Source organism: Stenotrophomonas tumulicola (genome assembly GCF_014117215.1).
Taxonomy (GTDB): domain Bacteria; phylum Pseudomonadota; class Gammaproteobacteria; order Xanthomonadales; family Xanthomonadaceae; genus Stenotrophomonas; species Stenotrophomonas tumulicola.
The window spans coordinates 23,141-49,945 of record NZ_JACGXS010000002.1 but is presented as its reverse complement, the minus strand read 5'-3'; the positions used below and the strand labels follow the sequence as shown (position 1 = coordinate 49,945).

Annotated in this window: 24 protein-coding genes; 14 read left to right on the top strand and 10 right to left on the bottom strand. The window is 65.7% G+C overall.

Annotated elements, in window-relative coordinates; genetic code table 11:
- Positions 1-109: 109 nt before the first annotated feature.
- Positions 110-469 carry a winged helix-turn-helix transcriptional regulator gene (locus H4O11_RS05845; protein WP_220466627.1) on the bottom strand — a complete coding sequence of 120 codons (360 nt, stop codon included), beginning with the start codon at positions 467-469 and terminating at the stop codon, positions 110-112.
- Between the two features lie 73 nt (positions 470-542).
- On the opposite strand from H4O11_RS05845, the gene H4O11_RS05840 reads away from it, so the two are divergent.
- Positions 543-1,358 (top strand): SDR family NAD(P)-dependent oxidoreductase, encoded by an 816-nt coding sequence (locus H4O11_RS05840; protein WP_182338469.1) that lies wholly within the window; start codon positions 543-545, stop codon positions 1,356-1,358.
- Between the two features lie 9 nt (positions 1,359-1,367).
- Here H4O11_RS05840 and H4O11_RS05835 read toward each other — a convergent pair whose 3' ends face one another.
- On the bottom strand, positions 1,368-2,261 hold the full coding sequence (locus H4O11_RS05835; RefSeq protein WP_246333315.1) for a DUF2268 domain-containing putative Zn-dependent protease: 894 nt from the start codon (positions 2,259-2,261) through the stop codon (positions 1,368-1,370).
- A 304-nt stretch (positions 2,262-2,565) separates the two neighbouring features.
- On the opposite strand from H4O11_RS05835, the gene aroQ reads away from it, so the two are divergent.
- From aroQ to accC, 3 genes are all read left to right on the top strand, one after another.
- Positions 2,566-3,009, top strand: a complete 444-nt coding sequence (aroQ, locus tag H4O11_RS05830) for a type II 3-dehydroquinate dehydratase (protein ID WP_182338468.1) — start codon at positions 2,566-2,568, stop codon at positions 3,007-3,009.
- Positions 3,010-3,070: 61 nt separating this feature from the next.
- Complete coding sequence (gene accB, locus H4O11_RS05825; RefSeq protein WP_182338467.1) at positions 3,071-3,553, top strand: acetyl-CoA carboxylase biotin carboxyl carrier protein; 483 nt, start codon at positions 3,071-3,073, stop codon at positions 3,551-3,553.
- Positions 3,554-3,563: 10 nt separating this feature from the next.
- Positions 3,564-4,931, top strand: coding sequence for an acetyl-CoA carboxylase biotin carboxylase subunit (gene accC / locus H4O11_RS05820; protein ID WP_182338466.1), 1,368 nt, complete (start codon positions 3,564-3,566; stop codon positions 4,929-4,931).
- An 86-nt stretch (positions 4,932-5,017) separates the two neighbouring features.
- Here accC and H4O11_RS05815 read toward each other — a convergent pair whose 3' ends face one another.
- Together H4O11_RS05815 and H4O11_RS05810 are read right to left on the bottom strand one after the other, a co-directional pair.
- Entirely contained in the window at positions 5,018-5,392 is a 375-nt protein-coding gene (locus H4O11_RS05815) for a hypothetical protein (protein ID WP_182338465.1), read from the bottom strand.
- Positions 5,389-6,360 (bottom strand): hypothetical protein, encoded by a 972-nt coding sequence (locus H4O11_RS05810; protein WP_182338464.1) that lies wholly within the window; start codon positions 6,358-6,360, stop codon positions 5,389-5,391. Before H4O11_RS05810 ends, H4O11_RS05815 begins: the two co-directional genes overlap by 4 nt.
- A gap of 155 nt (positions 6,361-6,515) precedes the next feature.
- Between H4O11_RS05810 and prmA the strand changes: the two genes are divergently transcribed.
- The 5 genes from prmA to purD all read left to right on the top strand — a co-directional run bounded on the left by prmA (position 6,516) and on the right by purD (position 11,631).
- A complete protein-coding gene (gene prmA / locus H4O11_RS05805) occupies positions 6,516-7,436 on the top strand; it encodes a 50S ribosomal protein L11 methyltransferase (RefSeq protein ID WP_182338463.1) in 921 nt (306 codons plus the stop codon).
- Between the two features lie 30 nt (positions 7,437-7,466).
- Positions 7,467-8,204: a DUF3426 domain-containing protein gene (locus H4O11_RS05800; RefSeq protein ID WP_182338462.1), complete on the top strand. Its 738-nt coding sequence runs from the start codon at positions 7,467-7,469 to the stop codon at positions 8,202-8,204.
- Between the two features lie 110 nt (positions 8,205-8,314).
- Positions 8,315-8,590, top strand: coding sequence for a DNA-binding transcriptional regulator Fis (gene fis, locus H4O11_RS05795; protein ID WP_182338461.1), 276 nt, complete (start codon positions 8,315-8,317; stop codon positions 8,588-8,590).
- Positions 8,591-8,666: 76 nt separating this feature from the next.
- The gene (gene purH, locus H4O11_RS05790) at positions 8,667-10,250 is read left to right on the top strand and encodes a bifunctional phosphoribosylaminoimidazolecarboxamide formyltransferase/IMP cyclohydrolase (protein ID WP_182338460.1); all 1,584 of its coding nucleotides are present in this window, start codon (positions 8,667-8,669) and stop codon (positions 10,248-10,250) included.
- 97 nt (positions 10,251-10,347) lie between these two features.
- Positions 10,348-11,631 carry a phosphoribosylamine--glycine ligase gene (gene purD / locus H4O11_RS05785; protein WP_182338459.1) on the top strand — a complete coding sequence of 428 codons (1,284 nt, stop codon included), beginning with the start codon at positions 10,348-10,350 and terminating at the stop codon, positions 11,629-11,631.
- A 140-nt stretch (positions 11,632-11,771) separates the two neighbouring features.
- Here purD and rpoH read toward each other — a convergent pair whose 3' ends face one another.
- The 6 genes from rpoH to rhlB form a co-directional block, all read right to left on the bottom strand.
- A complete protein-coding gene (rpoH, locus tag H4O11_RS05780; RefSeq protein WP_182338458.1) occupies positions 11,772-12,647 on the bottom strand; it encodes an RNA polymerase sigma factor RpoH in 876 nt (291 codons plus the stop codon).
- Between the two features lie 252 nt (positions 12,648-12,899).
- Positions 12,900-13,613, bottom strand: coding sequence for a uracil-DNA glycosylase (gene ung / locus H4O11_RS05775; RefSeq protein WP_182338457.1), 714 nt, complete (start codon positions 13,611-13,613; stop codon positions 12,900-12,902).
- Entirely contained in the window at positions 13,610-14,449 is an 840-nt protein-coding gene (locus tag H4O11_RS05770; protein ID WP_182338456.1) for a response regulator, read from the bottom strand. Before H4O11_RS05770 ends, ung begins: the two co-directional genes overlap by 4 nt.
- A 6-nt stretch (positions 14,450-14,455) precedes the next feature.
- Positions 14,456-15,436: a permease-like cell division protein FtsX gene (gene ftsX, locus H4O11_RS05765; RefSeq protein ID WP_182338455.1), complete on the bottom strand. Its 981-nt coding sequence runs from the start codon at positions 15,434-15,436 to the stop codon at positions 14,456-14,458.
- Complete coding sequence (gene ftsE / locus H4O11_RS05760; protein ID WP_182338454.1) at positions 15,433-16,119, bottom strand: cell division ATP-binding protein FtsE; 687 nt, start codon at positions 16,117-16,119, stop codon at positions 15,433-15,435. Before ftsE ends, ftsX begins: the two co-directional genes overlap by 4 nt.
- A gap of 311 nt (positions 16,120-16,430) precedes the next feature.
- Complete coding sequence (rhlB, locus tag H4O11_RS05755; RefSeq protein WP_182338453.1) at positions 16,431-18,152, bottom strand: ATP-dependent RNA helicase RhlB; 1,722 nt, start codon at positions 18,150-18,152, stop codon at positions 16,431-16,433.
- A 524-nt stretch (positions 18,153-18,676) separates the two neighbouring features.
- On the opposite strand from rhlB, the gene trxA reads away from it, so the two are divergent.
- The 5 genes from trxA (at position 18,677) to H4O11_RS05730 (ending at position 26,750) form a co-directional block, all read left to right on the top strand.
- Positions 18,677-19,006, top strand: coding sequence for a thioredoxin (gene trxA / locus H4O11_RS05750; protein ID WP_182338452.1), 330 nt, complete (start codon positions 18,677-18,679; stop codon positions 19,004-19,006).
- A gap of 224 nt (positions 19,007-19,230) precedes the next feature.
- Positions 19,231-21,027 carry a transcription termination factor Rho gene (gene rho / locus H4O11_RS05745; protein ID WP_182338451.1) on the top strand — a complete coding sequence of 599 codons (1,797 nt, stop codon included), beginning with the start codon at positions 19,231-19,233 and terminating at the stop codon, positions 21,025-21,027.
- Between the two features lie 299 nt (positions 21,028-21,326).
- Positions 21,327-22,340 (top strand): LacI family DNA-binding transcriptional regulator, encoded by a 1,014-nt coding sequence (locus H4O11_RS05740; protein ID WP_182338450.1) that lies wholly within the window; start codon positions 21,327-21,329, stop codon positions 22,338-22,340.
- Positions 22,341-22,704: 364 nt separating this feature from the next.
- Entirely contained in the window at positions 22,705-25,716 is a 3,012-nt protein-coding gene (locus H4O11_RS05735; RefSeq protein ID WP_182338449.1) for a TonB-dependent receptor, read from the top strand.
- Positions 25,717-25,736: 20 nt separating this feature from the next.
- Positions 25,737-26,750, top strand: coding sequence for a cupin-like domain-containing protein (locus H4O11_RS05730; protein WP_182338448.1), 1,014 nt, complete (start codon positions 25,737-25,739; stop codon positions 26,748-26,750).
- Positions 26,751-26,805 lie beyond the last annotated feature (55 nt).

The window sequence follows — 26,805 nt, the reverse complement described above, 5'->3', positions numbered from 1 at the left end:
ACATCCCGATATGTGGTGTCGGCAGCGATGGGCCGGGGATCAGCGGCGCATGCGGCCAGTGACGTCGCAGACAGTGCAAGCAGCAGGGAACATGCAGGTTTCATTCTGGTCATGCGATGGAGTTCCCTTGATGGAGGGCGGCAAAAATCCGCATCGATCGCAGCACGGGGAGCAGCTCCGCGCCGGCGCGGGAAAGGCGGTATTCAACATGCGGCAGCTTGTCGCCCAGGTCGAACCGGTCAATGAGCCGGTCCGCTTCAAGTTCACGCAGTTGCTGCGTCAGCACCTTCTGGGATATCCCCGCCAGGTCGCGCTTCAGCTCAAGGGTCCGCCATGAGGGACGCTCGAACAGCCGGAAAAGAATGGCCAGCTTCCAGCGACCGTCGATCATGCCGATCACCCCGCTGACCAGTTCGGACGATCCGTCCGGGCCAAGGCATGCACTGCGGTCGAGGCCATCGGTGGGCACCTCCAGGTGCGTACTTGTAGCCGCCATCGCCCACCTCCAAAGTGACCTTCAGTGAATTATCGGGACAAAATCCATGGATCTCCAGCTTGCAGGAAAGGTGGCCCTGGTGACAGGCAGCAGCAAGGGCATCGGCGAGGCCATCGCGCTGTCGCTGGCCGGCGAGGGCGCGACCGTGGTCATCCATGGCCGTGGCCAGCAGGATGCGCACGAAGCAGCGCAACGGGTTGTGCAGGCAGGCGGGCGTGCCCATGTCGCTACCGGTGACATCGCGCGCGAAAGCGACGTCGAGCGGATCGTCGCTTCGGCCCGGCAGCAGGCCGGAAGGATCGATATCCTGGTCAACAATGCGGGAGGTTCCAGTCCGCATACCGAGAAGTGGGCCGACACCCGACGCGACACCTGGGAGTCCACGCTGAACCGGAATCTGCTGGCCGCCGTGGGCTTCAGCACGCTGCTCCTGCCGGACATGCGCAAGGCCGGCTGGGGCAGGATCGTGAACATTGCCAGCGCTGCGGCCATCATGCCGCCGCCGACCAATCCGGACTATTCCGCCAGCAAGGCGGCGATGATCGCCATGACCTCGTCGATGTCGAAGGCGGTTGCCGCCGAGGGGGTCACGGTGAACGCCATTTCCCCGGGAACGATCCACAGCCAGAAGCTGGATGCCCGTTTTCGCGACATCGCCGCGCAAGGCGGCGACATCGAGCGGGATGCTGCGTGGCAGGAAATCGAGAAACGCGTCATTCCCCTGGTTGGAAGCATCCCCGTGGGCCGGGTCGGCACGCTCGCCGAGATTGCCAACGTCGTGGCCTTCCTCTGCAGTCCGCTGGCAGCCTACGTCAACGGGGTGAACCTGCGTGTCGACGGTGGGCTGTTTGCAGGCATCTGATGATGCTGTTCAGCCCATCCCCGGTGCCTGGCTGCAGGCTGGCGTCCATCCGCTGGCATCGAACAGTTTCATGGCCGTTTCCGGACGCACGTCGAGCAGTTCGGCAATCGCCCTGTTCCTGTCCGGGGCGCGGAGGACGTAGGCACGGGCAATCCGATAGCCCACCCAGTAACCAAGATCACCCCGGCGCACATCGTCCCCGGGACCGTTGTAGAGCCAGCGCGAAAGATCGGTGCCCTCGCTGTCGGCGAGAAACTCCTTCTCCAGCGTGCACTCACGTCCCACTGCCCATGCCTGCAGATGGGCGTTGGCCACCTGGCCGGAAATCAACTCACCCACATACTCGGCACCACCCTCCAGCAACGTCTGGTACAGCAGCGTGGGCTCCGGCACCTCCACCGCCGCACCCTGTTGCTGCACGTGCACGAACTCGTGCGCGATCAGGTGCACGAACCGATCGGTCACGTCGGGCTGCATCCAATCGGCGCTGCACAGTGTTTCCAGCCCTATCACCACGCCTGCCGGGGTGGTGACGCCACCGGTGTTGCCGCGACCAACCAGCACGGTGACCGGCGCATGGCGTGCCGTCGGCAGCACGACGTCAAGCTTGCCCAGTGCGTCGACTACCCGGTGGCGGATCTCCGGCAGGGCTGCGGCGCAGGCACGCGCCCGGTCGAACAGGGCAGGCTTGCCGGCGACGGCCTGGGCCAGCCGTTCCATCGACCCGATGCGCATCCCGGTGAAGTCACCCAGCGCCCTGCTGCCGGGATCCAGATAGCCACGTTGCAATGCGTCTGCGCCGGGCCTTCCCCCGGCGGCGTCCAGCACCTGGAAAAAGCGCGTGGCGTCATCGAAATCCACCTCCGCCCGCGGCGTGGATTGCGCGCCTGCATGGCTGGTCATCGGCAACATCGCAGCGAGCAGCGCCACCCCTACCCACGCCCTCGTCCTCCCATGATGGCGAGCTGCGGGCGGCCAGGCAGCCTGCCGGGTACGAGATGCAGATGTCATGCACGGAATCCTTTTTGAAGTAACGGAGAAACAGGCATGTTCATTCAGCGCAAGCGGATTGAAAGCATGCGGCAAGCGACTGATACGACTCACACCCACATTTCAAACGATCGCTTGAAACGCGACTAACTTCGCCGAACTGGACATCAACTGCGGCTTCCGCCAGACTGCCGCCCTTTCCTGTCGTTCGGTCCCCATGGCGAAACTGCTGGTCCTGCATGGCCCCAACCTCAACCTGCTCGGCACGCGCGAGCCGGGGGTCTATGGGCACACCACCCTGCCACAGATCGAGCAGGCGCTGCAGGCGCAGGCCGCTGCGGCCGGGCACAGCGCGGAGAGCCTGCAATCCAATGCCGAACACACCCTGGTGGACCGCGTGCAGGCCGCGCGCACCGATGGCACCGCATTCATCCTGATCAACCCGGCGGCGTTCACGCACACCTCCGTAGCCCTGCGCGATGCGCTGGCTGCCGTGGACGTGCCATTCATCGAAATCCACCTGTCCAACCCGCACGCCCGCGAACCGTTCCGCCAGCACAGCTATTTCAGCGACAAGGCGGTCGGCGTCATCTGCGGCTTCGGTGCCGACAGCTACCGTTATGCGATGGACGCTGCCCTGCAGCGCCTGTCCGCTTCCTGATTCTTCTCGAACGGGCGCCTGCGCCCTTCCTCACCCAGATAATCAAAACAAAGAGGCCCACATGGATCTGCGCAAAATCAAGAAACTGATCGACCTGCTGGAAGAGTCGAACCTCGCCGAGATCGAGATCAAGGAAGGCGAAGAGTCCGTGCGCCTGTCGCGCGCACCGGTCGGCACCTTCGCGCAGATGGTCGCGCCGCCGCAGCTGATCGCCGCGCCAGCCGCTGCCGCTGCCCCGGCGATGCCGATGCAGTCGCCCACCGAAGCCTCCACCGGCGGCACCGCCAAGCCGGGCAACGCACTGCCGGAAGGCCACGTGCTGCGCTCGCCGATGGTCGGCACCTTCTATGCCTCTTCGTCCCCGGACAAGCCGGCTTTCGTCAGCATTGGCCAGCAGGTCAAGGAAGGCGAGACCCTGGCCATCATCGAGGCCATGAAGATGTTCAACCCGATCGAAGCCGATGCATCGGGCACCATCGTCGCCATCCTCGGCGAAAACGGCCAGCCGGTGGAGTTCGACCAGCCGCTGTTCGTGATCGGCTGAGGGGCACACCATGCTCGATAAAGTCGTCATCGCCAACCGAGGGGAGATCGCGCTGCGCATCCTGCGCGCGTGCCATACCCTGGGCATCCGCACGGTGGCCGTGCATTCCACCGTCGACCGCAACCTGAAGCACGTGGCCATGGCCGATGAGTCGGTCTGCATCGGCCCGGCCGCTTCGTCGGACAGCTACCTCAACATCCCCGCGCTGATCGCCGCGGCCGAGGTCACCGATGCGCAGGCCATCCATCCCGGCTACGGCTTCCTGTCCGAGAACGCCAACTTCGCCGAACGCGTCGAAGAATCCGGCTTCATCTTCATCGGCCCGAAAGCCGACACCATCCGCCTGATGGGCGACAAGGTGGAAGCGATCCGCGCGATGAAGGCCGCTGGCGTGCCGTGCGTGCCGGGCTCGGGCGGTCCGCTGGGCGATGACATCGTCGCCAACACCAAGATCGCGCGTGAGATCGGCTACCCGGTCATCATCAAGGCGGCAGGCGGCGGCGGTGGCCGCGGCATGCGCGTGGTCCACGCCGAAGCGTCGCTGAAAACCTCCATCGAGACCACCAAGAGCGAGGCCAAGGCCGCGTTCGGCAATGGCGAGGTCTACATGGAGAAGTTCCTGGAGAATCCGCGTCACGTGGAAATCCAGGTACTGGCCGACGGCCAGGGCAACGCCATCCACCTCGGCGAGCGCGACTGCTCCATGCAGCGCCGCCACCAGAAAGTGGTGGAAGAGGCGCCCGCACCGGGCATCAGCACCGAAGACCGCGAAAAGATCGGCAAGGTCTGCGTGGAAGCCTGCATCCGCATCGGCTACCGCGGCGCTGGCACCTTCGAGTTCCTGTACGAGGACGGCCGCTTCTACTTCATCGAAATGAACACCCGCATCCAGGTGGAGCACCCGGTCACCGAGATGGTCACCGGCATCGACCTGGTGGTGGAGCAGCTGAAGATCGCTGCTGGCCAGAAGCTGTCGATCAAGCAGAGCGACATCGTGCTCAACGGCCACGCCATCGAGTGCCGCATCAATGCGGAAGATTCGGAGACCTTCGTGCCGAGCCCGGGCCAGATCACCGCGTTCCATGCACCCGGCGGTCCCGGCGTGCGCGTGGACACGCATATCTACGCCGGCTACCGCGTGCCGTCGAACTACGATTCGATGATCGGCAAGCTGATCGTGCACGGCCCGGACCGCGAGACCGCCATCGCCCGCATGCGGGTGGCACTGAGCGAGATGGTGGTCGATGGCATCAAGACCAACGTGGCCCTGCAGCAGCGCATCATGCGCGACAAGGGCTTCCAGGCCGGCGGGCAGAACATCCACTACCTGGAAAAACGCCTGAACGAGCGCAAGACGAAGTCGATCGCGCTGACCTGAGCCGGGGGCAGCGCCGAGCCATGCTCGGCGTTGCTGCGTCTGGACCTTGCAACCGCCGAGCATGGCTCGGCGCTACGCGCTACGCCTCAGCGCCGGTCGGCCCCTTGCGCCGGGATCTGGCTTCCGGGTACCGGGCGCACGCCATTGGGCGAAGCCGGGTCCACGATCATCATGGTTTCGGTGGAGCCATCGGGCCATACCACCTGGAACGTGCTGCCAGCCGGCAACGAAGCAAACGGCATGCCGCTCTGCGCACGATACACAGCCGCAACCTGGCTGGCACCGGCACGACGCACCTCCGGCGTGGACTGCACCTTGGTCAGTTCCACCGTGGACAGGCGCCGGTAACGGTCTTCCTGGGTATCGATCATCAACAGCCCGACTGCTCCCGCCGAGTAAGCGACGAACAGCGCGACCCAGAACCAGAATTTCGCCCCATGCAGGATTCGACGGTACTTCATCGTCCTTCCCTCTTTCCTATCAGTCGTTCGACCCATTCGGTCATTTTCTCAGCACCCTGCCGCGATACCGCAGCGTCGTATACGAAATCGGTGAAGTCCTGGCCGGCATCCTCGCTGCAGATGCCGCCGTTGGCGCAGAAGCTGTTCATCAACACGCTGTCGGCGCCGCACGGCATGCCCAGCTCGCACGCCGCCACACGCCAGGCCAGTTCGCTCAGCGCTTCGCCGGCGACCATGTCGGCCATCGCGCGGTCGCCCGACGCACGTATCCCCATCGCCGGCGCCAGCGCCATGTAGGCTTCGGGATCGTGTGAATCACGCACGCGCTGTACCAGTCCGCGGCGGTAGTCTTCGTCGCTCTGCAGTGGCTGCCCATCGGCCAGCATCGATGCTTCCGCTGCCAGGTTGCCGCCCTGCGCCGCCTGCAGGCGCTGCTGGAAAACCAGCGGATAGCCAAGCCCATCGCTGGCCACGAATCCACCGCAGCGCGTGGCCACGCGTTCCCGCGCGGATGCCATCGCCGTCGATGCTCCCTGCCCCATCCCGGCCAGCACGTTGTTGTCCAACTGGTAACCACCCGGATCGTTCGCGTACGGGCTGCAATAATCGTAGACACGGCTCAGCATCCAGCGCGCTTCCACGTTGCCTGCATCGGCCTGCCAGCGCAGGCGCTGCGCATAGGCGAACAGGTCGGTATCGCCCTCGATATCGGCACGGATGTCCAGTGGCAGGCCGGACGGCACCCTGTCGAGCGGCGATTCGGCGGCCAGCCGTCGCGCCAGTGCAGCAGGCAGGCCCGCCGCCGTGGACGACGCATCCGTGCCATTGGCAGGCCCCATGTCCGCCGATACATCACCGGTGCCGCTCGCATGCCGCAGGTGATCGCCCACGCGCACGCCCGCCATGCCGAGCAATGCCACGGCAGGCACGACGAGCAGCCAGGTTTTCAATGCAGGGGCGAGCGCCATCGGGTCATCGACACACAAGGCAAGTTCGCGATTCTAACAAGTCCTTGATCGGCTGCATGAATCTGATCTCGACAGTCTCATCGGGTCGAGAGATGGCCGTCATGGGGATGGATGGTCTAGCATTCCCGTTCCTTGCCACACGAACACTTGCCCCCATGCCGTTCCTGGAACTCACCCTGCGCTGCACCGAAGCCACCCAGCCCCGTTATGAAAATGCGCTGGAGGACGTCGGTGCGCTGGCGGTTACCTTGCTTGATGCCGAGGCGGACACCAGCAACGAGCAGGCCATCCTGGAACCGGGCGTGGGCGAAACGCCGATGTGGGACACGCTGGTACTGAGTGCCCTGTTCCCGGCCGATGCGAACGGCCTGGCGCTGCTGGCCGCGCTTGAATCCTTCGATGCCGGCCTGGACTGGTCCACGATCAGCTTCCGCGCGGTGGCCGACGAAGACTGGGAACGTGCCTGGCTGGATCAGTTCCACCCGCTGGCGTTTGGCGAGCGCACCTGGATCGTGCCGTGGAACCATGAACTTCCCGACGCCGCACAGGCCGCCGACGCTGCCGTGGTCCGGCTGGATCCCGGCCTGGCGTTCGGTTCGGGCACGCACCCGACCACCGCCCTGTGCCTGCGCTGGCTGGACGGACTGGCCGCCGAAGGGCTGCTGCAGGGGCAACGCGTGCTCGATTTCGGCTGCGGTTCGGGCATCCTGGCACTGGCGGCATTGAAGCTGGGTGCGGCCGAGGCGATCGGCGTGGACAACGACCCGCAGGCGCTGATCGCCACCGCCGACAACGCCGAGCGCAACGGCGAACAACCGCGCATGCAGGTGTACCTGCCGCAGGACGAGCCGGTGGCCACCTATCCCATCGTCGTCGCCAACATCCTCGCATCGGCGCTGGACGCCTTGGCCGAACTGCTGGCCACCCGCGTGGCGCCGGCTGGTCGCATCGCGTTGTCGGGCATCCTGCATGGGCAGGAAGGCGAACTGCTGCAGCGCTATGCCGCATGGTTCGATGATCTGCAGGCCACGCAGGATGGCGACTGGATGCGCATCACCGGCGTGCGGCGTGCTTGAATAGCCGCTGGACCCAAGCCGATCACGAGCATGTCCGAACCAAACCCACCGCGCCGCCCACTGGCAACCTTTCTCCGCCCCGCCGTTGAGGCCGACGCCCCATCGGTGCCGCAGGGCGAAGAAGCGTCGCCCCCGTCCGTCCAGCCGCCCGCAGTGGATGCCGTGGTCGCGGTGGATGAAGGTGCATCCGCCGCCCCGATAGCGATGGTTGCCGAAGTGGCCAGCCCACCGGACAGCCCGGCGGCGGCAGGCACGGCACAGGAACCGGTGTTCCTGCGCAGGCACGGCACGCAATCGCAGCCGGCTCCGCGTTGGCAGTGGCCGCTTGTCCTGATGCTGGGCCTGTTGTTGCTGTTGCAGGTTGCGCTGGCCGACCGCGCGAAGCTGGCTGCCCAGGCGACCAGCCGGCCCTGGATCGCCGCGCTGTGCGGCGTGCTGCGCTGCACGCTGCCGGCCTGGCACGAGCCAAGCGCCTTCACCATGACCAGCCGCGATGTTCGCCCCGTCCCCGGGCAGGCCGGTGCGCTGCAGGTGCAGGCCAGCATCCGCAATGATGCGCGCTGGGCACAGGCGTGGCCGTCACTGCGCCTGTCGCTGTCCGATGCGGACGGCCGGGTGATCGGCACCGGCGTGTTCGCGCCGGCTGACTATATGGGCAACAGCACGGTGGCCACCGGCAGCATCGAGCCCGGGCAAAGTGCCCAGGTCGCCTTCCACGTGCGTGAACCAGCGGCATCCACGGTCGCCTTCAGCTTCGAGTTCCTGTAAAGCAAACGTGTGCCGGACGACCGTGCAGCCTCGCGCTGCTCGCGCTAGACTGGCCGCCACCACCTTCTTCGCCTGCGCCGTTCGGCGCGGCCACCAGATCGGGATTTCCATTGAACGCTGTGCTCTCTCGTCCTGACACCAGTCGTGGCGCTACGCGGCCGCCGCTGCGCGAACATGTTGCCCAGTCCGTCCGCCGCTACCTGCGCGACCTGGATGGCTGCGATGCCGACGATGTGTACGAGATCGTGCTGCGTGAAATGGAGATCCCGCTGTTCGTGGAAGTGCTGAACCACTGCGAAGGCAACCAGAGCCGCGCGGCGGCGATGCTGGGGATCCACCGCGCGACCCTGCGCAAGAAGCTGAAGGAATACGGCATCACCGCCTGAAGCACGGGGTCGGACCCCATCAACGGTGCTCAGGGCCTACAATATCGGCCCCGCTGCTGCCCGTTGCCCTGTTCCCATGAGTGCTGACCTGCTGCCCGTCCGTCGGGCCCTGCTTTCTGTTTCGGACAAGACCGGCCTGATCGACCTGGCCACTGCGCTGGCCGCCCGTGGCGTGGAACTGCTGTCCACCGGCGGTACCGCCAAAGCGATCCGCGACGCAGGCCTGGCCGTGAAGGACGTGGCCGATGTCACCGGCTTCCCGGAAATGATGGACGGCCGGGTCAAGACCCTGCACCCGAAGGTCCATGGCGGCCTGCTTGGCCGCGCCGGTACCGATGACGCGGTGATGGATGAACATGGCATTGCGGCGATCGACCTGCTGGTCCTGAACCTGTATCCGTTCGAATCGACCACCGCCAAGGCAGGCTGCACGCTGGAAGATGCGGTGGAGAACATCGATATCGGTGGCCCGGCGATGCTGCGTTCTGCAGCCAAGAACTTCGCCCGCGTGGCCGTAGCCACCGACCCGGCGCAGTATGCCGAGCTGCTGGCGGAACTGGATGCCCACGATGGCCGGTTGTCGGCCGCCAAGCGCTTCGCCTTCTCGGTGGCTGCGTTCAACCGCGTCGCCCAGTACGACGCAGCAATCAGCAACTATCTTTCCGCAGTGGCCTCGACCGAAGCGGCCGTGCCGGTGCGTACCGAATACCCGGCACAGATGAACTCCACCTTCGTCAAGATGATGGACCTGCGCTACGGCGAGAACCCGCACCAGAGCGGCGCGTTCTACCGTGACCTGTACCCGGTGCCGGGCACGCTGGCGACCTTCCAGCAGCTGCAGGGCAAGGAACTTAGCTTCAACAACCTGGCCGACGCCGATGCGGCATGGGAATGCGTGCGCCAGTTCGACGCCCCGGCCTGCGTGATCGTCAAGCATGCCAACCCCTGTGGCGTGGCCGTGGGCGCCGGGAATGGCGACGCGTATGAGCTCGCCTATGCCACCGACCCGACCAGCGCGTTCGGCGGCATCATCGCCTTCAACAAGCCACTGGATGCAGCCACCGCCAAGGTGATCCTGGACCGCCAGTTCGTCGAAGTACTGATCGCCCCGGACTACGAACCAGCCGCGCTGGAATATGCCACGAAGAAGGCCAACGTGCGCGTGCTGCGCATCCCGCATGGCGCGGGCATGAACAACTACGACAGCAAGCGCGTGGGCTCGGGCCTGCTGCTGCAGTCCTCGGACAACCGCGGCATGACGCGCGACGAGCTGACGGTGGTCAGCAAGCTGGCGCCGACCGACAAGCAGTTCACCGACCTCCTGTTCGCCTGGAAGGTCGCCAAGTTCGTGAAGTCCAACGCCATCATCTACGCCAAGGACAACCGCACCATCGGGGTCGGCGCCGGGCAGATGAGCCGCGTGTACTCGGCGCGCATCGCCGGCATCAAGGCCGCCGACGCAAACCTGGTGGTGGAAGGCTCGGTGATGGCCTCCGACGCGTTCTTCCCGTTCCGCGACGGCATCGATGCCGCCGCCGCGGCAGGCATCAAGGCGGTGATCCAGCCGGGCGGTTCGATGCGCGACAACGAAGTGATCGCCGCCGCCGACGAACACGGCCTGGCGATGGTGTTCACCGGCGTGCGCCACTTCCGCCACTGATGGCTCCTGATGGGTGGCGACCATGGGTCGCCACGCTCTTCCCGTAGCGCCGGGCCATGCCCGGCTGCTTACCCAACCGCATCGGAAACCCCACAGCATGAAGATCCTCGTCATCGGCTCCGGCGGCCGCGAACATGCCCTGGCCTGGAAGCTGGCCCAGTCCCCGCAGGTCACCGACATACTGGTCGCGCCGGGCAATGCCGGCACCGCCACCGAGCCAAAGTGCCGCAACGTGGCGGTGAAGGTCACCGATATCGACGGGCTGCTGGCACTGGCCCAGGCCGAAGGCATCGCGCTGACCGTCGTGGGTCCCGAGGTCCCGCTGGTGGCCGGCGTGGTGGATCGCTTCGGCGAAGCGGGCCTGCGCATCTTCGGCCCGACTGCCGCTGCGGCACAATTGGAAGGCAGCAAGGCCTACGCCAAGGACTTCCTTGCCCGCCACAACATCCCCACCGCGTTCTACGCCGTGCACACCGAGGTGGACGCCGCACTGGCCTATGTGCGCGAGAAGGGCGCGCCGATCGTGGTCAAGGCCGACGGTCTGGCCGCCGGCAAGGGCGTGATCGTGGCGATGACGCAGGACGAGGCGGAAGCCGCGGTGCGCGACATGCTCTCGGGCAATGCCTTCGGCGATGCCGGCGCACGCGTGGTGATCGAGGAATTCCTCGATGGCGAGGAGGCCAGCTTCATTTCGATGGTGGACGGTGTGCACGCGCTGCCGATGGCCACCTCGCAGGACCACAAGCGCGTGGGCGATGGCGATACCGGTCCGAACACCGGCGGCATGGGCGCCTATTCGCCCGCCCCGGTGGTGACACCAGAAGTACACGCGCGGGTGATGCGCGAGGTGGTCGAACCGACCGTTCAGGGCATGATTGCCGACGGCATTCCGTTCACCGGCTTCCTCTACGCCGGCCTGATGATCGATGCCAGCGGTGCGCCGAAGGTGATCGAGTTCAACGTGCGCTTCGGCGACCCGGAAACCCAGCCGGTGATGCTGCGCCTGCAATCGGACCTGGTGGACCTGCTGCAGGCCGCCATCGACGGCAAGCTGGACCAGGTGCAGGCGCAGTGGGATCCGCGTCCATCACTGGGCGTGGTGCTGGCGGCAAAGCCCTATCCGGAAACGCCGATCACCGGTGATGTGATCTCGGGCCTGGATGCGGTGCCTTCGTCGGCGAAGGTATTCCATGCGGGTACGGCACTGGATGCACGGGGCCAGGTGCTCAGCGCGGGCGGTCGCGTGCTGTGCGTGGCCGCGTTGGGCGACAGCGTGCGCGACGCACAGGCCAACGCATATGCCGGCGTGGCACAGGTCACTTGGGCAAATGAGTTCCATCGCAGCGATATCGGCTGGCGCGCGATCGCGCGCGAGGCCTGAGAGGTAGAGCGGGTCCATGACCCGCTGCCTGGAAACCGCAGCGCCGAGCCATGCTCGGCGTGCGCAATGCGCGGATCATCTCCATGGCCGCGCCGCCGGATGGAGGAGATGGCGCCGAGCATGGCTCGGCGCTACTACTACTACGCGGTAAACAGCGCCTTCATCTTCTTCAGCGCGTTGGCTTCGACCTGGCGGATGCGCTCGGCCGACACGCCGTACTCGTCGGCCAGCTCCTGCAGCGTCACCTTGCTGTCCGCATCCAGCCAACGGCGGGCGATGATGTCGCGAGAACGCGCATCCAGCTCCGCCATGCCTTCGCGCAGCAGCTGCAACTGGTTGTCCTCGCTGTCCGCACGCTCGTACGCCATCGACGGATCTTCATCGTTGGCCACCAGGTAGGCAGCCGGCGAAGGCGGTGCATGATCGTCATCGTCGTCGCTGGAGGCATCGAAACCGATATCACGGCCCGACAGGCGCGACTCCATTTCCAGCACTTCGCGCTCGGACACGTTGAGGTCCTTGGCCACCGCAGTGACCTCGGCCGCGTTCATCCAGCCCAGGCGCTTCTTCGACTTGCGCAGGTTGAAGAACAGCTTGCGCTGCGCCTTGGTCGTGGCGACCTTGACGATGCGCCAGTTCTTCAGGATGAACTCATGCATCTCGGCACGGATCCAGTGCACCGCGAATGACACCAGGCGTACGCCCATGTCCGGGTCGAAGCGCTTCACCGCCTTCATCAGGCCGATGTTGCCTTCCTGGATCAGGTCGCCCAGCGCAAGGCCATAGCCGTTGTAACCGCGGGCCACGTGCACCACGAAGCGCAGGTGCGAATGCACCAGCTCGCGGGCCGCGTCCAGATCGCTTTCATCGCGGAATCGACGCGCCAGGTCCTGCTCATCATCGACCGACAGCACCGGAATCTGGTGCACGGCACCGATGTAGGCGTCCAGCGAACCGAGCGCACTGGGGATCGGGAGATTGTTTGCCACAAGGGCAGTAGAGGTGTTCTGGCTCATGGGTCTCATCTTAGCAGTCCGATACTTCGACTGCTAAAGGTCAGAAAAGTTCCAGTGTTCCGGTGACAGAACAATGGCGCCGAGTACCTGCTTACCCTACCTTGATTTGGTGACAGTGGCGAGCGCATGCGCCGGCACCCATAAGTCACATTAAATCAGTAATTTACATGATGAATTGACGCGTCCCGAGGCCAGCACAGGCTGAACGGAGCGCGTCTCGCACGCATTCATCTTGCCGATGTTGCCCGGCATTCAGCCCAGTTGGGCGCGCGGCGGTAGCGACCAGTCGATGGGTGCCTGGCCACGTCGCTGCAGGTACTCGTTGGTGGCGGAAAAATGCCCGCAGCCGAGGAATCCGCGATGTGCCGACAGCGGCGAAGGATGCGGCGCCTTCAATACGCGATGGCGTCGGGTGTCTATCACCTTCCCCTTCTGTTGTGCATAGCTGCCCCACAACAGGAACACCAGGCCCTCGCGTTCACGGTTGAGGGTCTCCACCACATGGTCGGTGAAGCCTTCCCAGCCACGCTTCTGATGCGCACCCGCGGTGCCCTCTTCCACCGTCAGCACTGCATTGAGCAGCAGCACGCCGCGCTGTGCCCAAGGCAGCAGGCAGCCGTGGTCTGGCCGCGGGATACCCAGGTCGCGCTCGATTTCCTTGTAGATGTTCAACAGCGACGGCGGTACCGGCACGCCCGGTGGAACCGAAAAACTCAGCCCATGCGCCTGTCCACGCCCGTGGTAGGGATCCTGGCCAAGGATGACCACCTTGACCTTTTCAAATGGCGTGGCATCGAAGGCGGCGAAAATCTGCGGCCCGGGCGGGAACACCGACACGCCACTGGCCTTGCGCTGGCGCAGGTAGGCAGACAGATCGCGCATCTCCGGCTGCAGCAGCCAGTCGCCGACGCGCGCCTTCCAACTGTCTTCGAGCTGGATGGCAGGGGAAGCCACTTCGTTCATCACACTACGGATCCTGGATTGAGTCGTGACAGCCGCAACTGGAACAGCACCTTGGTGACCAGCAACCGTTCTTCGATCGGCTTCAGCACCAGGTCGTTGGCGCCGGCCTGCAGCAGCGTGGTCTGGTTGTGCGGATTGCCGTCGCCGGTCATCACCAGCACCGGCAGGCGGCGCTTGCCGTAACCGAAATCCAGGCGCACCCGCTCGACGACGTCGCGACCACTCAGTTCGCCTTTCAGCGTGACGTCGGTAAGTATCAGGTCGATGCGATGCTGGTGGCGCCCGAGCGATTCGGCCGTCAGCAGGGCGAACGCTTCTTCGGCTGTCATCACGTGCAGCACGTTGAGCTGCTGGCGCTCCAGCATGCGCTTGGTCGCCTCGGCGACGACGCGGCTGTCTTCCACGTAGAGCAGCGTGGCACCGGGAATGGTGGTAGGTTGCACGTAACCACGAATGAAAGCGGCCAGCGCCTCATGGCCGAGCGCTTTGTCGAAGTGGTCGGTCACGTATTCGGTGAACCGCCGCTGCTCCAGGTGCGCCTGGGCGTCACCCGATACCACGATCACCGGCACATACGCCTGGCCGGCGGCTTCACGCACCCACCGCGCCAGCGCCAGGCCGTCGCCATCCGGCAGCGACAACGACGTGGTGACCAGGTTGACCGGGCCTTCGAGCAGGGCCTGCTGCGCTTCTGCGATGCTGGCGCAGCCCACCACCTCCACGCCGGGCAGGTCGCGCTGCAGCACACCTGCGATCAGCCTGCGCACCAAGCGTGAACCATCGACGACCATCACCCGGGGGGCATCAACGTGCAGATGCTTGAGCGCTTGACGCTGCATGGGAAATCAGGTCTCGGTGGGGCGCGTCTGGCGCAGGAAGTGGCCCGTGACCAGCCAGGCTCCCAACCAACCGACCAGCACGATGGCCACCAGCACCACCGAGGAATGCAGCAGGTCCAGCCCCTTCAGCGCAAACGGGCTGGCATAGCTCTGCGACAGGTCGGCCAGTGGGCCAGCAAGGGCAGCCCCGGCGGCGGCGATCAGGCCCAGCGCGACCAGTCCGGCACCCAATCCATACCAGGCACCCAGGTACAGGAACGGCCGACGGATGAAGCCATCGCTGGCACCCAGCAGCTGCAGCACGCCGATTTCTTCCCGCCGCGCCTGGATATCCAGCCGCACCGTGTTGCCGACTACCAGCACCGCTGCCAGCCCCAGCAGCACCGACAGCACCTGTACCAGCCGCGAGCCGAAGCCCAGCCAGCCGTCCAATCGGGTGCGCCATAACGCATCATGCTGTACCAGGTCAGCCTGCGGCAGCGTGCCAAGCGCGCGTGCCAGCCGCGCATCGTCGGCCTCGGTCGCCGGCGTGACCACCAGCAGGCTGGGCAACGGATTGTCCTGCAGCGCATCGATGGCTTCGCCCAGCCCTGCGTGGGCACGCAGTTCTTCCAGCCCTTCTTCAGGCGTGCGCAACTGCACCGCCGCCACGTCATCGCGCCCCCGCAGTTCGCGGGCCAGCGCGTTGGCAGCGGAACCGGCGATATCGGTCTTGAGGAACAGGTTGATGTCGCGCGACTGCTGCACGCTGCCGGTGAAATGCTTCAGGTTGTCCAAGGCGATGGACAGCCCCAGCGGCAATGCCAGCGCCAGCGCCATGACCATCACGGTCAGCAGCGTGGCCCAGGGCTTGCGGCAAGCGCGGCCCAGGCTGAACACCACGCTGTGCAGGTGGTGGTGCCACCAGATGCCCAGCCGTGACGGTGCCGCGGCCACCGGACTGGCGCCGCTGCCGCGCTCTGCGGGCGTGGAGGTTTCGGTACTCATTCGGCCAGGTCCTGTGGCGAGATGTCATCGACCAGCCGGCCATGGTCCAGGATCAGCACGCGCTTGCGCATGCGGCGCAGCAGGGCCAGGTCATGGCTGACCACCAGCACGCTGGTGCCGCGCGACGGCAGTTCGGCGAACAGCGCCATGATTTCCGCTGCCAGGGTCGGATCGAGGTTGCCGGTCGGCTCATCGGCCACCAGCAGCCTGGGCTCGCCGACGATCGCCCGGGCGATGCCGACGCGCTGCTGCTCACCGGCCGACAGCTGCGAGGGCAGCGCCTTCTCGCGGTGGCCCAGGCCCATCCGCTCCAGCACCGAGCGCACGCGCTTGCCGATGTCGATGCGCCGTGTTCCACGCAGGATCAACGGAAGGGCCACGTTCTCGGAAATGGTGCGATCCATCAGCAGGCGATGATCCTGGTAGACCGCGCCGACCTCGCGCCGGTGCCGTGGCACATCGCCGCCGCGCACCTTCAACAGGTTGCGCTCGTTGAATACCACCGCGCCACGGCTCGGCCGTTCGTCGAGGTGGATCAACTTCAGCAGGGTGCTTTTGCCGGCGCCGGAATGGCCGGTGACGAACAGCATCTCGCCCGGTGCCACGTCGAAGCTGACATCGGTCAGCGCCTCGTGGCCACCAGCGTACTGTTTACTGACATTGTCGAAACGCAGGACACTCATGCCCTGATTATGCAGGAGCGGCGCGACGGATCGGTAGCGCCGGGCCAAGCCCGGCGAAAACCATCCCGCATCGCGGCCCCGGATGGAGGCCGCTTCGCTCGCCGGGCATGGCCCGGCGAAAACCGTCCCGCATCACGACCCCGGATGGAGGCCGCTTCGCTCGCCGGGCCAAGCCCGGCGAAAACCATCCCGCATCGCGGCCCCGGATGGAAGCCGCTTCGCTCGCCGGGCATGGCCCGGCGAAAACCGTCCCGCATCACGGCCCCGGATGGAGGCCGCTTCGCTCGCCGGGCATGGCCCGGCGCTACCGCTTAACTGCCGGCCAGCATGCGCCGGATCTTGCGGCCGATGCGGGTCAGGAACGAATCGGACGGATCCACGCCGCGTACCGGCTTGGCCACGACCTGCACCGGCCCGACCGTTGCATGCGCTGCGCCGCTGCCGTTGCCCGCACCCTCGGCACCCTCGACCGGGCGCCCGTTGCGACGACGACGGCGCTTGCGCGGCTTGCGCTCGCCGTCCTGCAGTGCCGGGTCCTGCGCTGCAGCATCGGCACGCGGTGCGCTCGGTGCCTGCACGGCGGCCTCTGCGACGACAGCGGCGACGCCCTCGCCATTGGCTGCAACCTGCCCGCCTTCGACACGCGGTTTACGCGGGCCACGCGGACGGCGTTCGCCACTGCGCTCGCCGTCGCGGCGTTCACCACGACCGCCGGAAGGCTTGCCGCTGCGGCCACCGCCACGACGCTCTTCCTCCGCCGCACGCGCTTCGCGCGCCTCACGGAAGATCTGGCCGACGCTCTCGTTCTCGTCGGCTTCCTCGCCCGCTGCGGGCGGTGCGCGCTCCGGGCGCGGCAGTGGGGTCAGGATTTCGCTGGTGACCGCCTCGACCGGGATCTTCTGCTCGATGTAGGCCTCGATGTCCGGCAGGCCCATCGCATAGCGTTCGCAGGCGAAGCTGATCGCATCGCCTTCCTCGCCCAGGCGCGCGGTACGGCCGATGCGGTGCACGTAATCTTCCGCATCGAACGGCAGGTCGTAGTTGTAGACGTACTTGATGCCATCGATGTGCAGGCCGCGCGCGGCCACGTCGGTTGCCACCAGGATCTCCAGCTGGCCCTTCTGGAAGCGGTTGAGCAGGCTCTCGCGCTTCTTCTGCGGCACGTCGCCGGACAGCACGCCGACACGGTAGCCGGCCTTTTCCAGCGAACGCGCGACGCGTTCGACGAACACCTTGGTGTTGACGAACACCATGGTCCGCGCGCCTTCGCTGCGCGAAAGCAGGCCCAGCAGCAGCGGGATCTTTTCTTCGTCGGCCGGGAAGTACATGCGCTGGCGCACGCGGGCGGCAGTGATGGACTCGCTTTCCACCACCATCTTCTGCGGCTCGTTCATATGGTCATACGCCAGTTCCAGCACGCGATGGCTGAGCGTGGCGCTGAACAGCAACGTCTGGCGCGTGGTGCGCTCGGGCATGCGGCGCAGCAGGAAGCGGATGTCCTTGATGAAGCCCAGGTCGAACATGCGGTCGGCTTCGTCCAGCACGCAGATCTCGCAGGCATGCAGCGAGACCACCTTGTGCTGCTTGACGTAATCGATCAGGCGGCCCGGGGTGGCGATGATCACGTCCACGCCCTGCTGCAGCAGCTCGCGCTGCTTGTCGTAGTCCACGCCGCCGTACACCAGCGCGAAGCGCAGGCCCAGGTCGGAGCCAAGCTTGACCGCATCCTTGTGGATCTGGATGGCCAGCTCGCGGGTCGGCGCCAGGATCAGCGCGCGCGGATCTTCCGGCTTGCGGTCGGCCAGCGCCGGGCGGCTCAGCAGGCGGTTGACCACCGCGACCAGGAAGGCCAGCGTCTTGCCGGTGCCGGTCTGCGCCTGGCCGGCGACATCGCCACCGGCGAGTGCGACCGGCAGTGTCAGCGCCTGGATCGGGGTGCAACGGGTGAATCCGGCTCCTTCAAGACCGGCGTGCAGGGCCGGATGCAGATCGAAGGAGGAAAAGGTCAAATCGGTCAGCGGTTTGTCGCTCATGTGTCCGTCTTGGTCTGGCCGCCACCTGCAAACGGGCGGCTCGGCGTCATCTAGGGGCTCCGTCGCAAACTGCGGCCCCTGCGGCGGGTCGGCGGGCCTGGAACCGGTGGGTTCACGCGCCGCTCAATTGAGCAGTTTAGCGCACTCGGCGCTCCAAACCGGGTTCCGCTGTCTCATCGAGGTCAGAGACGCCCCTGATCATTGCCTTCACCTATGGCCCTGCCGGCTGAATCCGGCCGTCGACATCGCTTGCGACACACTCGGCAGGGACTTATTTCATAGGCTGTAACAGTGAAATCCGGCACGTATCGTTGGTGGTGCCGATCACGATACGCTGGGTTCCAACCGGCCCCTGTCCTGTCCCGCGGATAGGCGTAAACTGCCGGCCGTGAGCGTCCAGGCATCCCGCCGAGCGCACCGTGGACTCCTCCGCGAGGCAACGACGAGGGCCCCGCCGTACCGGCATGGCCCAGTTCACCCACCTCCGGCGTACTGCCGGGTGCAACACAAGACGAGAGACCAAGATGAGCGACAAGGTTGTACATGTCAGCACCGCTGACTTCCAAAGCACCGTGCTGGACTCCAAGGAACCGGTACTGGTCGACTTCTGGGCCGAATGGTGTGGCCCGTGCAAGATGATCGCCCCGGCCCTGGATGAGCTTGCCGATGCCTATGAAGGCCGCGCCAAGATCGCCAAGATCAACGTCGATGAGCAACGCGAGCTGGCAGTGAAGTACCACGTGCGTTCGATCCCTTACCTGCTGGTCTTCAAGGACGGCGAGAAGGTTGGCGAGCAGATCGGCGCGGTCGGCAAGGCCCAGCTGGCCGGCATGCTCGACAAGGCCCTGGCCTGAGCTGCAGTACCCGGCAGCCGGTGACGCCGGCTGCCTGTAGCCCTTGCACTGCATGAACGTATGATCCCGGCAGCCCTTGCAAGGCGCCGCGCGCCGATGGTAGTGTCGGCACATCCGGCCGCGTTCGCGTGCCGCGCCCTCTGGATGCAGTTCACTCCAGACCCTTTTCCCTTCGTTCGCCGCCCCAGCCGGGCGCTCGCACCTTCAAGCGAGGAATAACGCTCTTGTCCGATAACACTTCCGAAACCGGTAGCGCTGATGCGCCCGCCGAAAAGCGCGTGCGCAAGCCCCGCGTGACCAAGGCTGCCGCTGCGGCCGCCACAGAAACCAGTGCCCCGGCGCAGCCCGCACTGCCGTTGGCTGCAGCGCCCCAAGCGCCAGCGCCTGCGGCACCCGCACCTGCGCCTGCTGCACCCGCCTCCGCAGCGCCGAGCGCGCCCGCTGCCGACGCCCCCGCCTCCCATGGCGGTGGCGACAGCGAAGGCCGCGAATCCGGCCAGGGCCGCCAGCAGCAGAATCCACAGCACAACAACCAGGGGGGAGGCCAGCAGAATACCGCCGCCGGCTCGAACCAGGGTCCCTACCAAGGCAACCAGCAGGGCAACCAGCAGGGCCAGGGCAACCGCCGCGACCGCTTCCGCAATCGTCGCGACCGCGACCGTGGTGGCCGTGGCCGCGATGACGGCCTGCCGCAGGACAGCAACGACCAGCAACCCTTCGTGCCGCGGCCGCATGCCAACGTGCCGGAAGGCTTCCCGGTCTACTCGCTGAGCGACCTCAAGCGCATGCCGGCGCAGAAGCTGCTGGAGATCGCCGAGCAGCTGCAGATCTCCGAAGGTGTCGCACGTGCACGCAAGCAGGACGTCATCTTCGCCCTGCTGAAGGTGCTGACCCGCCATGGCGACGGCGTCGCTGCCGACGGCGTGCTGGAAATCCTGCCTGACGGCTTCGGTTTCCTGCGCGCGGCCGAGGCCAGCTACCTGGCCGGCCCGGACGATACCTACATCTCGCCCAGCCAGATCCGTCGCTTCAACCTGCGCACCGGCGACCACCTCTCCGGCCGCATCCGCTTCCCGAAGGATGGCGAGCGTTACTTCGCACTGTCCATCGTGGACACCATCAACGGCGAGCCGCTGGAAGCGTCGAAGAACAAGGTGCTGTTCGAGAACCTGACCGCGTTGTTCCCGCGCCGTCGCTTCACCCTGGAGCGCGGCAACGGTTCATCCGAAGACATCACCGGCCGCATCCTCGACCTGATGGCACCGCAGGGCAAGGGCCAGCGCTCGCTCATCGTCTCCCAGCCGAAGGCGGGCAAGACGATGATGATGCAGCAGGTGGCAACGGCCATCACCACCAACCATCCGGACGTCCACCTGATCGTACTGCTGATCGACGAGCGCCCGGAAGAAGTGACCGAAATGCAGCGCACCGTGCGTGGCGAGGTCATCAGCTCGACGTTCGATGAGCCGGCCGCGCGCCACGTGCAGGTCGCCGAAATGGTGATCGAGCGCGCCAAGCGCCTGGTCGAGCACAAGAAAGACGTGGTGATCCTGCTGGATTCGATCACCCGCCTGGCACGCGCCTACAACAACGTGGTGCCGAGCTCGGGCAAGGTGCTGACCGGCGGCGTCGACGCCAACGCGCTGCACCGTCCGAAGCGCTTCTTCGGCGCCGCACGCAACGTGGAAGAAGGCGGCAGCCTGACCATCATCGCCACCGCGCTGGTCGACACCGGCAGCAAGATGGACGAGGTGATCTACGAAGAGTTCAAGGGCACCGGCAACAGCGAAGTGCACCTGAGCCGCCGTATCTCCGAGAAGCGCGTGTTCCCGGCCATCGACATCAACCGTTCAGGCACCCGCCGCGAAGACCTGCTGATCGAGCCGGAGCTGCTGCAGAAGATCTGGATCCTGCGCAAGCTGCTGCATCCGATGGATGAAATGGCCGCGATGGAATTCCTGCTGGACAAGATGAAGAACACCAAGTCCAACGACGAGTTCTTCGGTTCGATGAAGCGCTGAGTTACCGGCGCCGATCGTTCTTCGACAAAGGCCCCGCATTGCGGGGCCTTTGTCGTTTGCGGGGATTGGCGCGCAGAAACAAATGGTAGAGCGGGGCCATGCCCCGCTGCCGTTGGCGCGATGCCGGAAACAAGGGCAGCGGGCCATGGGCCCGCTCTACGGATCCCCCGTTGTCCCGATGCCCCCGGATCTGTCCGTGTTGCGCCGCGCCATGGCAACATCGCCGCTTCGTAGCACCATCGCTTGCCGCCGCACAGCCTCCGGCACCGTCACCAGGCTCCCATAGGATCATCCGCACCATGCGCAGTCGAATCGAGGATGTCGCCGCAGCAGCAGGGGTTTCCATCAAGACCGTCTCGCGTGTGCTGAACAACGAGCCCAATGTGCGCGAGGAAACCCAGGCACGGGTGCGCAACGCCGTGGCACGGCTGGGATACAAACCCAACCCCTCCGCGCGCAGCCTCGCCGGCCAACGTTCGTACACGCTGGCACTGGCGTACAACAACCCGTCGCGCAACTACCTGATGGAGATCCAGAACGGGATGCTGGAGGCCTGCCAGGCCAACCATTACAACCTGCTGCTGGGTCCGGTGGGCGTGGGCCGGCATGCGTTGCCTGACCTGACCGCGATGTTCGAGAATTCGCGTCCCGATGGCATGGTACTGGTTCCCCCGCTGACCGATGATCCGGTGGTGCGCTCCAGCCTGGAAGACCTGGGCGTGCCCTATGCATGCATCGCCCCGCGTGATCCCGATGGCTGCATCGGCGTGCGGATGGATGAGACCACCGCGGCCCTGGAACTGATGCGGCACCTGCTCGCGTTGGGTCACCGCCGTATCGGCCACATCAAAGGACCGCGCACGCACGGTGCCTGCCAATGGCGCCACGTCGGCTACAGGCGCGCCCTGCGTGAGGCAGGCATTGCCTACGACCCGACGCTGGTGGTCAGCGGACAGTTCTCGTTCGAATCCGGCGTGGCATCCGCCCATCGGCTGCTGGAACGTGCCGATCCACCCACCGCGATCTTCGCCGCCAACGACGACATGGCCGCTGCGGTGTACCGCGTAGCGGGCGAACGCGGCCTGCGCATCCCCAGGGACCTCTCAGTGTGCGGCTTCGATGACACCCCCATCGCCAGCCACATATTCCCTGCCCTGACCACGGTGCGCCAACCGACCGCTGACATGGGACAGCTGGCGACACTGCAGTTGATCGACCGCATCCGCACCCCGCACGGCGGCCGCATGGTCACGGTCGAGCATGCCGTCCTGGTACGCGAATCCACCGCACCGCCGCGCCGCCGGAAGCCCTGAGCAGGCCGCCGGCGACGTGCCGGTTGTCCAGCGCTGTCAGGTGCGGTGTGATCGGCACCGTGGTTTCTCCATTTGCGGCTGCGCAGATCCATTCTGCAACGCAGCACATCACCTGCCCTTCATGCGCTGCTTCCAGTGGACCGCTGTTTTCCCGCATCCCGCTGGAATCACAGGCATTTCCCCACCACGCAAAGCCGTCAAGGCTGCATTCAGCAGTGCCCCCTCCCCGCCAGTCCATCCCGCCGCACATGTCGGTTTGTTGACAACGCTGTCACCCATGCATCCCAATCGCCCCCGTCGTGCCGTCCAAGCGTAGCAGCCGCATCAGAACCGCTGTCTTCGAACTCCCCGGGGAGGGAACGCAATGAGGAAGTACAAGGCCGTACCCCGCAAGACGATGCTCGCCTCCGCCCTGTTGCTTGCCGTGGCCGCGCCCTCCTGGGCACAGGACAGCACGGAAGCTTCGAGTGCCCGCTCGCAGGATCCTGATCCTGCAACCCTGGACACGGTGATGGTCACCGGTATCCGCGGCAGTCTCACCTCCTCGATGAATCTCAAGCGCGACAGCCAGGGCGTGGTCGACGGCATCGTGGCCGAAGACATCGGCAAGTTCCCGGATACCAACCTGGCCGAGTCGCTGCAACGCATCAGCGGCGTGTCCATCGACCGCACCTCCAGCGGCGAGGGCTCCAAGGTGACCGTGCGTGGCATCGGCCCCGACTACAACCTGGTCCTGCTCAACGGCCGCCAGATGCCAGCGTCCAACCTGGGTGACGGCGGCGCCGGCCTGTCCGGCTCGCGTTCGTTTGATTTCGCCAACATCGCCTCTGAATCGATCTCGGCGGTAGAGGTCTACAAGACCACCCGCGCCGACAACCCAACCGGCGGTATCGGCGCCACGATCAACATCAAGACGCTGCGCCCGCTGGAATCGGAGCCGGTGATCAGCGTTGGCCTGAAGGCGATCAATGACAGCTCCAACGGCAACCTGCCGCGCACGCTGCGCGGATCGGAGCTGACCGGCGAGATGTCCGGCATCTTCAGCAACACCTATGCCGATGGCCGCTTCGGCGTTGCCCTCAGCGCCAGCCACCAGGAGCGCGACTCGGGCTTCAACCAGGCCACCGTGGCCGAAGGCTGGGCCACCTTCCAGGGCGATGAAACCGAAGACGGGCGTGCCCTGCCCCTGCCCGGCCAGGGCTATGCAGACCGCATCCAGAACCGTCCCGGTGCGGACGATGTCTACGGCCGCCCGCAGAACACCGCCTACAACGTCAACGGCGTGCAGCGCCAGCGTACCAACGCGCAGGCGACGTTCCAATGGAAGCCGGCCGACAACGTAACCACCACGCTGGACTACACCCACGTCGAGAACAAGGTGCAGCAGCAACGCAGCGAGCTGTCGGTATGGTTCAACTACGGGCCTGGCGACAGCACCTGGACCAATGGCCCGGTGGCCGCGCCGATCATCTACTCCGAAGACATGGAGTACTCCGACCTGTCGATGGGTGGCGCCAAGCTGGCCACCAAGAACACCATGGACTCGCTGGGCTTCAACGTGGAGTGGGAAGTCAACGACGCACTGGACCTGTCCTTCGATTACCACAACTCCAGCGCCGAATCACAACCGGACAGCCCTTATGGTTCGGCCGGCGTACTGGGCGTGGCCGCCTTCGTGCGCGGTACCACCACCGTGGACTACAGCGGTGACCTGCCGATCATCAACGTGGCGCTGCCGCCAGGAAGGACCCAGGTCGAAGCGTCCGACGCCCTGGTCACCGGCTCGGTGTTCCAGAACAGCTACAACAAGTCCGAGGTGGAACAGTTCCAGGCGCGTGGCCGCTTCAAGTTCGCCAACTACTCGGCCCTGGACTTCGGCATCGGGTCCACGGAAGTCCAGAACCGTTCGGCCTCGGCCATCGAACAGCGCAACAGCTGGGGCGGCCTCGGCACGCCCGGCGACTACGACGACAGCATCTGGTACGCCGATGACATGGCCAAGTACTTCAAGGCCTTCTCCGGCAGCGGCGACCCACGCATGACCGGCCGCTTCCTGGTATTCGATTTCGACCGCCTGCGCGAGCGAGCCGGCGAAGTGGGGACCGCCTCCGATCCCGCCTGTCCCACCTGCTACTTCGCACCGACCGAATACAGCGAAGACATCCGCACCACCGAGAAGTCGAAGAGTGCCTACCTGCAGTACCGCACCACGTTCGACTGGTCGATGCCGCTGAACGTTGCCGTCGGCGTCCGCTACGAGAAGACCGAGGTGGAATCCTCCGCCATGGTGCGCGTGCCGGACGGGATCAGCTGGAGCTCGGCCAATGAGTTCAACATCGACTACGCGACGGAAAGCGGCGTGATCGACGGCCGTGGCGAGTACGATTACTTCCTGCCCAACGTGGACTTGAAGCTGGACATCAGCGACGCGCTGGCACTGCGCGGCAGCTACAGCCGCAGCATCGGTCGCCCGGGCTGGACGCAGATCCAGAGCGGGCAGACGCTGGCGGATATCGTACGCACCCAGGGCGGTACCGGATCACGTGGCAACCCCGGCCTGGAGCCGCTGCTGTCGGACAACTTCGACCTGTCGCTGGAATGGTATTACGGCGAATCCAGCTACGCCTCCGTCGGCTACTTCCGCAAGAACATCAAGAACTTCATCAGCAACACCATCCTGCGCGAGGAGCCGGGCAACCTGCATACCCCGGTGGGCGGCACCTACTGGAACGAAGCGTTGGCGTCGGGCTGCGGCGCAACCGACATGCCGTGCATCCGTGATTTCATCTTCACCAACCATGATGGCGACCCCGGCGTCACTGCAACCGGCACCAATTCGGCCGGACAACTGACCGGCACCATCGTCGGGCAGCCCGGCGATCCGGTGGCTGGCTTCGACATCACCGTGCCGGCCAACCAGCGCTCGGACCACCTGGATGGCTGGGAAGTCAGCGTGCAGCATCTGTTCGGGCAGTCCGGCTTCGGCCTGGCCGCCAACTACACCAAGGTCAAATCGGGCCTCACCTTCAACAACCTGAGCCTGGGCGACCAGTACCCGATGATCGGCCTGAGCGATTCGGCCAACCTGGTGGCCTTCTATGACAAGAATGCATGGCAGGTGCGTGCGGCGTACAACTGGCGCGACAGCTTCCTCAATGGCATTGGTGGGCAGGGACCGAACCCCAATTACACCGAGGCCTATGGCCAGCTGGACGTCAACATCAGCTACGCCGTGACGCCGCAGTTGTCGCTCAGCCTGGAAGGCATCAACCTCACCGACGAGACCATGCGTACCTACGCCCGCCACAGCAACATGCTGCGCTATGCCACCCAGACCGGGCCGCGCTACATGTTCGGCGTACGCTACAAGTTCTGACCGATGGCAAGATGGATGGCATGCAACCAACCGGGCACATCGAAGAGGTTCATGGCATCGCGCCCGGGCAGCTTGCTGCCCGGTTGCCCGGCTGGACCACGCCCAAGGTAATCCGCGGACTGGTATCCGGATGGCCGCTGGTATCGGCCGCCCGGGAATCCGCAGCGCATGGCGTGGCCTACCTGAAGCCATTCGACCGCAGTGGCATGCCGGTCACCGCCACTACCGCGCCGCCACAGGCACGGGGACGGGTCTTCTACAACGAGGACATGACCGGCTTCAATTTCCGTCGCGAGCAGGTGCCGCTCAAGGTCGTGCTGGATACCTTGCTCAAATACCACGACAATCCGGACGCTCCGTCGATCTACGTAGCGTCCACTACCCTGGACAGCTTCCTGCCCGGCCTCAGCGCGGACAACGCATTGGACATCGGCGTGGCCGATCCGCTGGCCAGCATCTGGATCGGCAACCGCTCACGCATCGCCGCCCACCAGGACGTGCCGGACAACCTGGCCTGCGTCGCGGCAGGCCGAAGGCGCGTCACCCTGTTCCCGCCGGACCAGGTCGGCAACCTGCATGTCGGCCCGCTGGACTTCACCCCTGCCGGGCAGGCGGTCAGCCTGGTGGACTTCGCCGCCCCGGATCCCGTGCGCTTCCCGCGCTTCGCCGAGGCAATGCAGTACGCGCAGGTAGCCGAGCTTGGACCCGGTGATGCGGTGTACATCCCGTCGTTGTGGTGGCACCACATGGAGGGCCTGGATGCCTTCAACGTGCTGGTCAACTACTGGTGGCGGCCTGTGCCGGCATGGAGGGATGCCCCCATGAATGCCCTGATGCTGTCCATCCTGGCGGTGCGCGACCTGCCTGCTGCACAGCGCGAAGCCTGGCACGCGATGTTCCGGCACTACGTGTTCGAGGCCGACGAACGCACCACCGGGCATGTTCCCGAACATGCCCATGGCCTGCTGGGACCGCTGGACGAGACCATGGCGGCCCAGCTTCGCGCCACGCTGCGCAAACGGCTGGAGCGCTGACCAGCGCTGCAGTTGGCTGACGGTGGGCAAGGACGCTTGGTGGTCACGCCCTTGC

Excerpts from the sequence above, each read along its gene's own strand:
- H4O11_RS05840 (WP_182338469.1), top strand. The coding sequence starts at position 543 with ATGGATCTCCAGCTTGCAGGAAAGGTGGCCCTGGTGACAGGCAGCAGC.
- H4O11_RS05835 (WP_246333315.1), bottom strand. The coding sequence starts at position 2,261 with ATGACCAGCCATGCAGGCGCGCAATCCACGCCGCGGGCGGAGGTGGAT.
- aroQ (WP_182338468.1), top strand. The coding sequence starts at position 2,566 with ATGGCGAAACTGCTGGTCCTGCATGGCCCCAACCTCAACCTGCTCGGC.
- accB (WP_182338467.1), top strand. The coding sequence starts at position 3,071 with ATGGATCTGCGCAAAATCAAGAAACTGATCGACCTGCTGGAAGAGTCG.
- accC (WP_182338466.1), top strand. The coding sequence starts at position 3,564 with ATGCTCGATAAAGTCGTCATCGCCAACCGAGGGGAGATCGCGCTGCGC.
- H4O11_RS05815 (WP_182338465.1), bottom strand. The coding sequence starts at position 5,392 with ATGAAGTACCGTCGAATCCTGCATGGGGCGAAATTCTGGTTCTGGGTC.
- H4O11_RS05810 (WP_182338464.1), bottom strand. The coding sequence starts at position 6,360 with ATGGCGCTCGCCCCTGCATTGAAAACCTGGCTGCTCGTCGTGCCTGCC.
- prmA (WP_182338463.1), top strand. The coding sequence starts at position 6,516 with ATGCCGTTCCTGGAACTCACCCTGCGCTGCACCGAAGCCACCCAGCCC.
- H4O11_RS05800 (WP_182338462.1), top strand. The coding sequence starts at position 7,467 with ATGTCCGAACCAAACCCACCGCGCCGCCCACTGGCAACCTTTCTCCGC.
- purH (WP_182338460.1), top strand. The coding sequence starts at position 8,667 with ATGAGTGCTGACCTGCTGCCCGTCCGTCGGGCCCTGCTTTCTGTTTCG.
- purD (WP_182338459.1), top strand. The coding sequence starts at position 10,348 with ATGAAGATCCTCGTCATCGGCTCCGGCGGCCGCGAACATGCCCTGGCC.
- rpoH (WP_182338458.1), bottom strand. The coding sequence starts at position 12,647 with ATGAGCCAGAACACCTCTACTGCCCTTGTGGCAAACAATCTCCCGATC.
- H4O11_RS05770 (WP_182338456.1), bottom strand. The coding sequence starts at position 14,449 with ATGCAGCGTCAAGCGCTCAAGCATCTGCACGTTGATGCCCCCCGGGTG.
- ftsX (WP_182338455.1), bottom strand. The coding sequence starts at position 15,436 with ATGAGTACCGAAACCTCCACGCCCGCAGAGCGCGGCAGCGGCGCCAGT.
- ftsE (WP_182338454.1), bottom strand. The coding sequence starts at position 16,119 with ATGAGTGTCCTGCGTTTCGACAATGTCAGTAAACAGTACGCTGGTGGC.
- rhlB (WP_182338453.1), bottom strand. The coding sequence starts at position 18,152 with ATGAGCGACAAACCGCTGACCGATTTGACCTTTTCCTCCTTCGATCTG.
- trxA (WP_182338452.1), top strand. The coding sequence starts at position 18,677 with ATGAGCGACAAGGTTGTACATGTCAGCACCGCTGACTTCCAAAGCACC.
- H4O11_RS05740 (WP_182338450.1), top strand. The coding sequence starts at position 21,327 with ATGCGCAGTCGAATCGAGGATGTCGCCGCAGCAGCAGGGGTTTCCATC.
- H4O11_RS05735 (WP_182338449.1), top strand. The coding sequence starts at position 22,705 with ATGAGGAAGTACAAGGCCGTACCCCGCAAGACGATGCTCGCCTCCGCC.
- H4O11_RS05730 (WP_182338448.1), top strand. The coding sequence starts at position 25,737 with ATGCAACCAACCGGGCACATCGAAGAGGTTCATGGCATCGCGCCCGGG.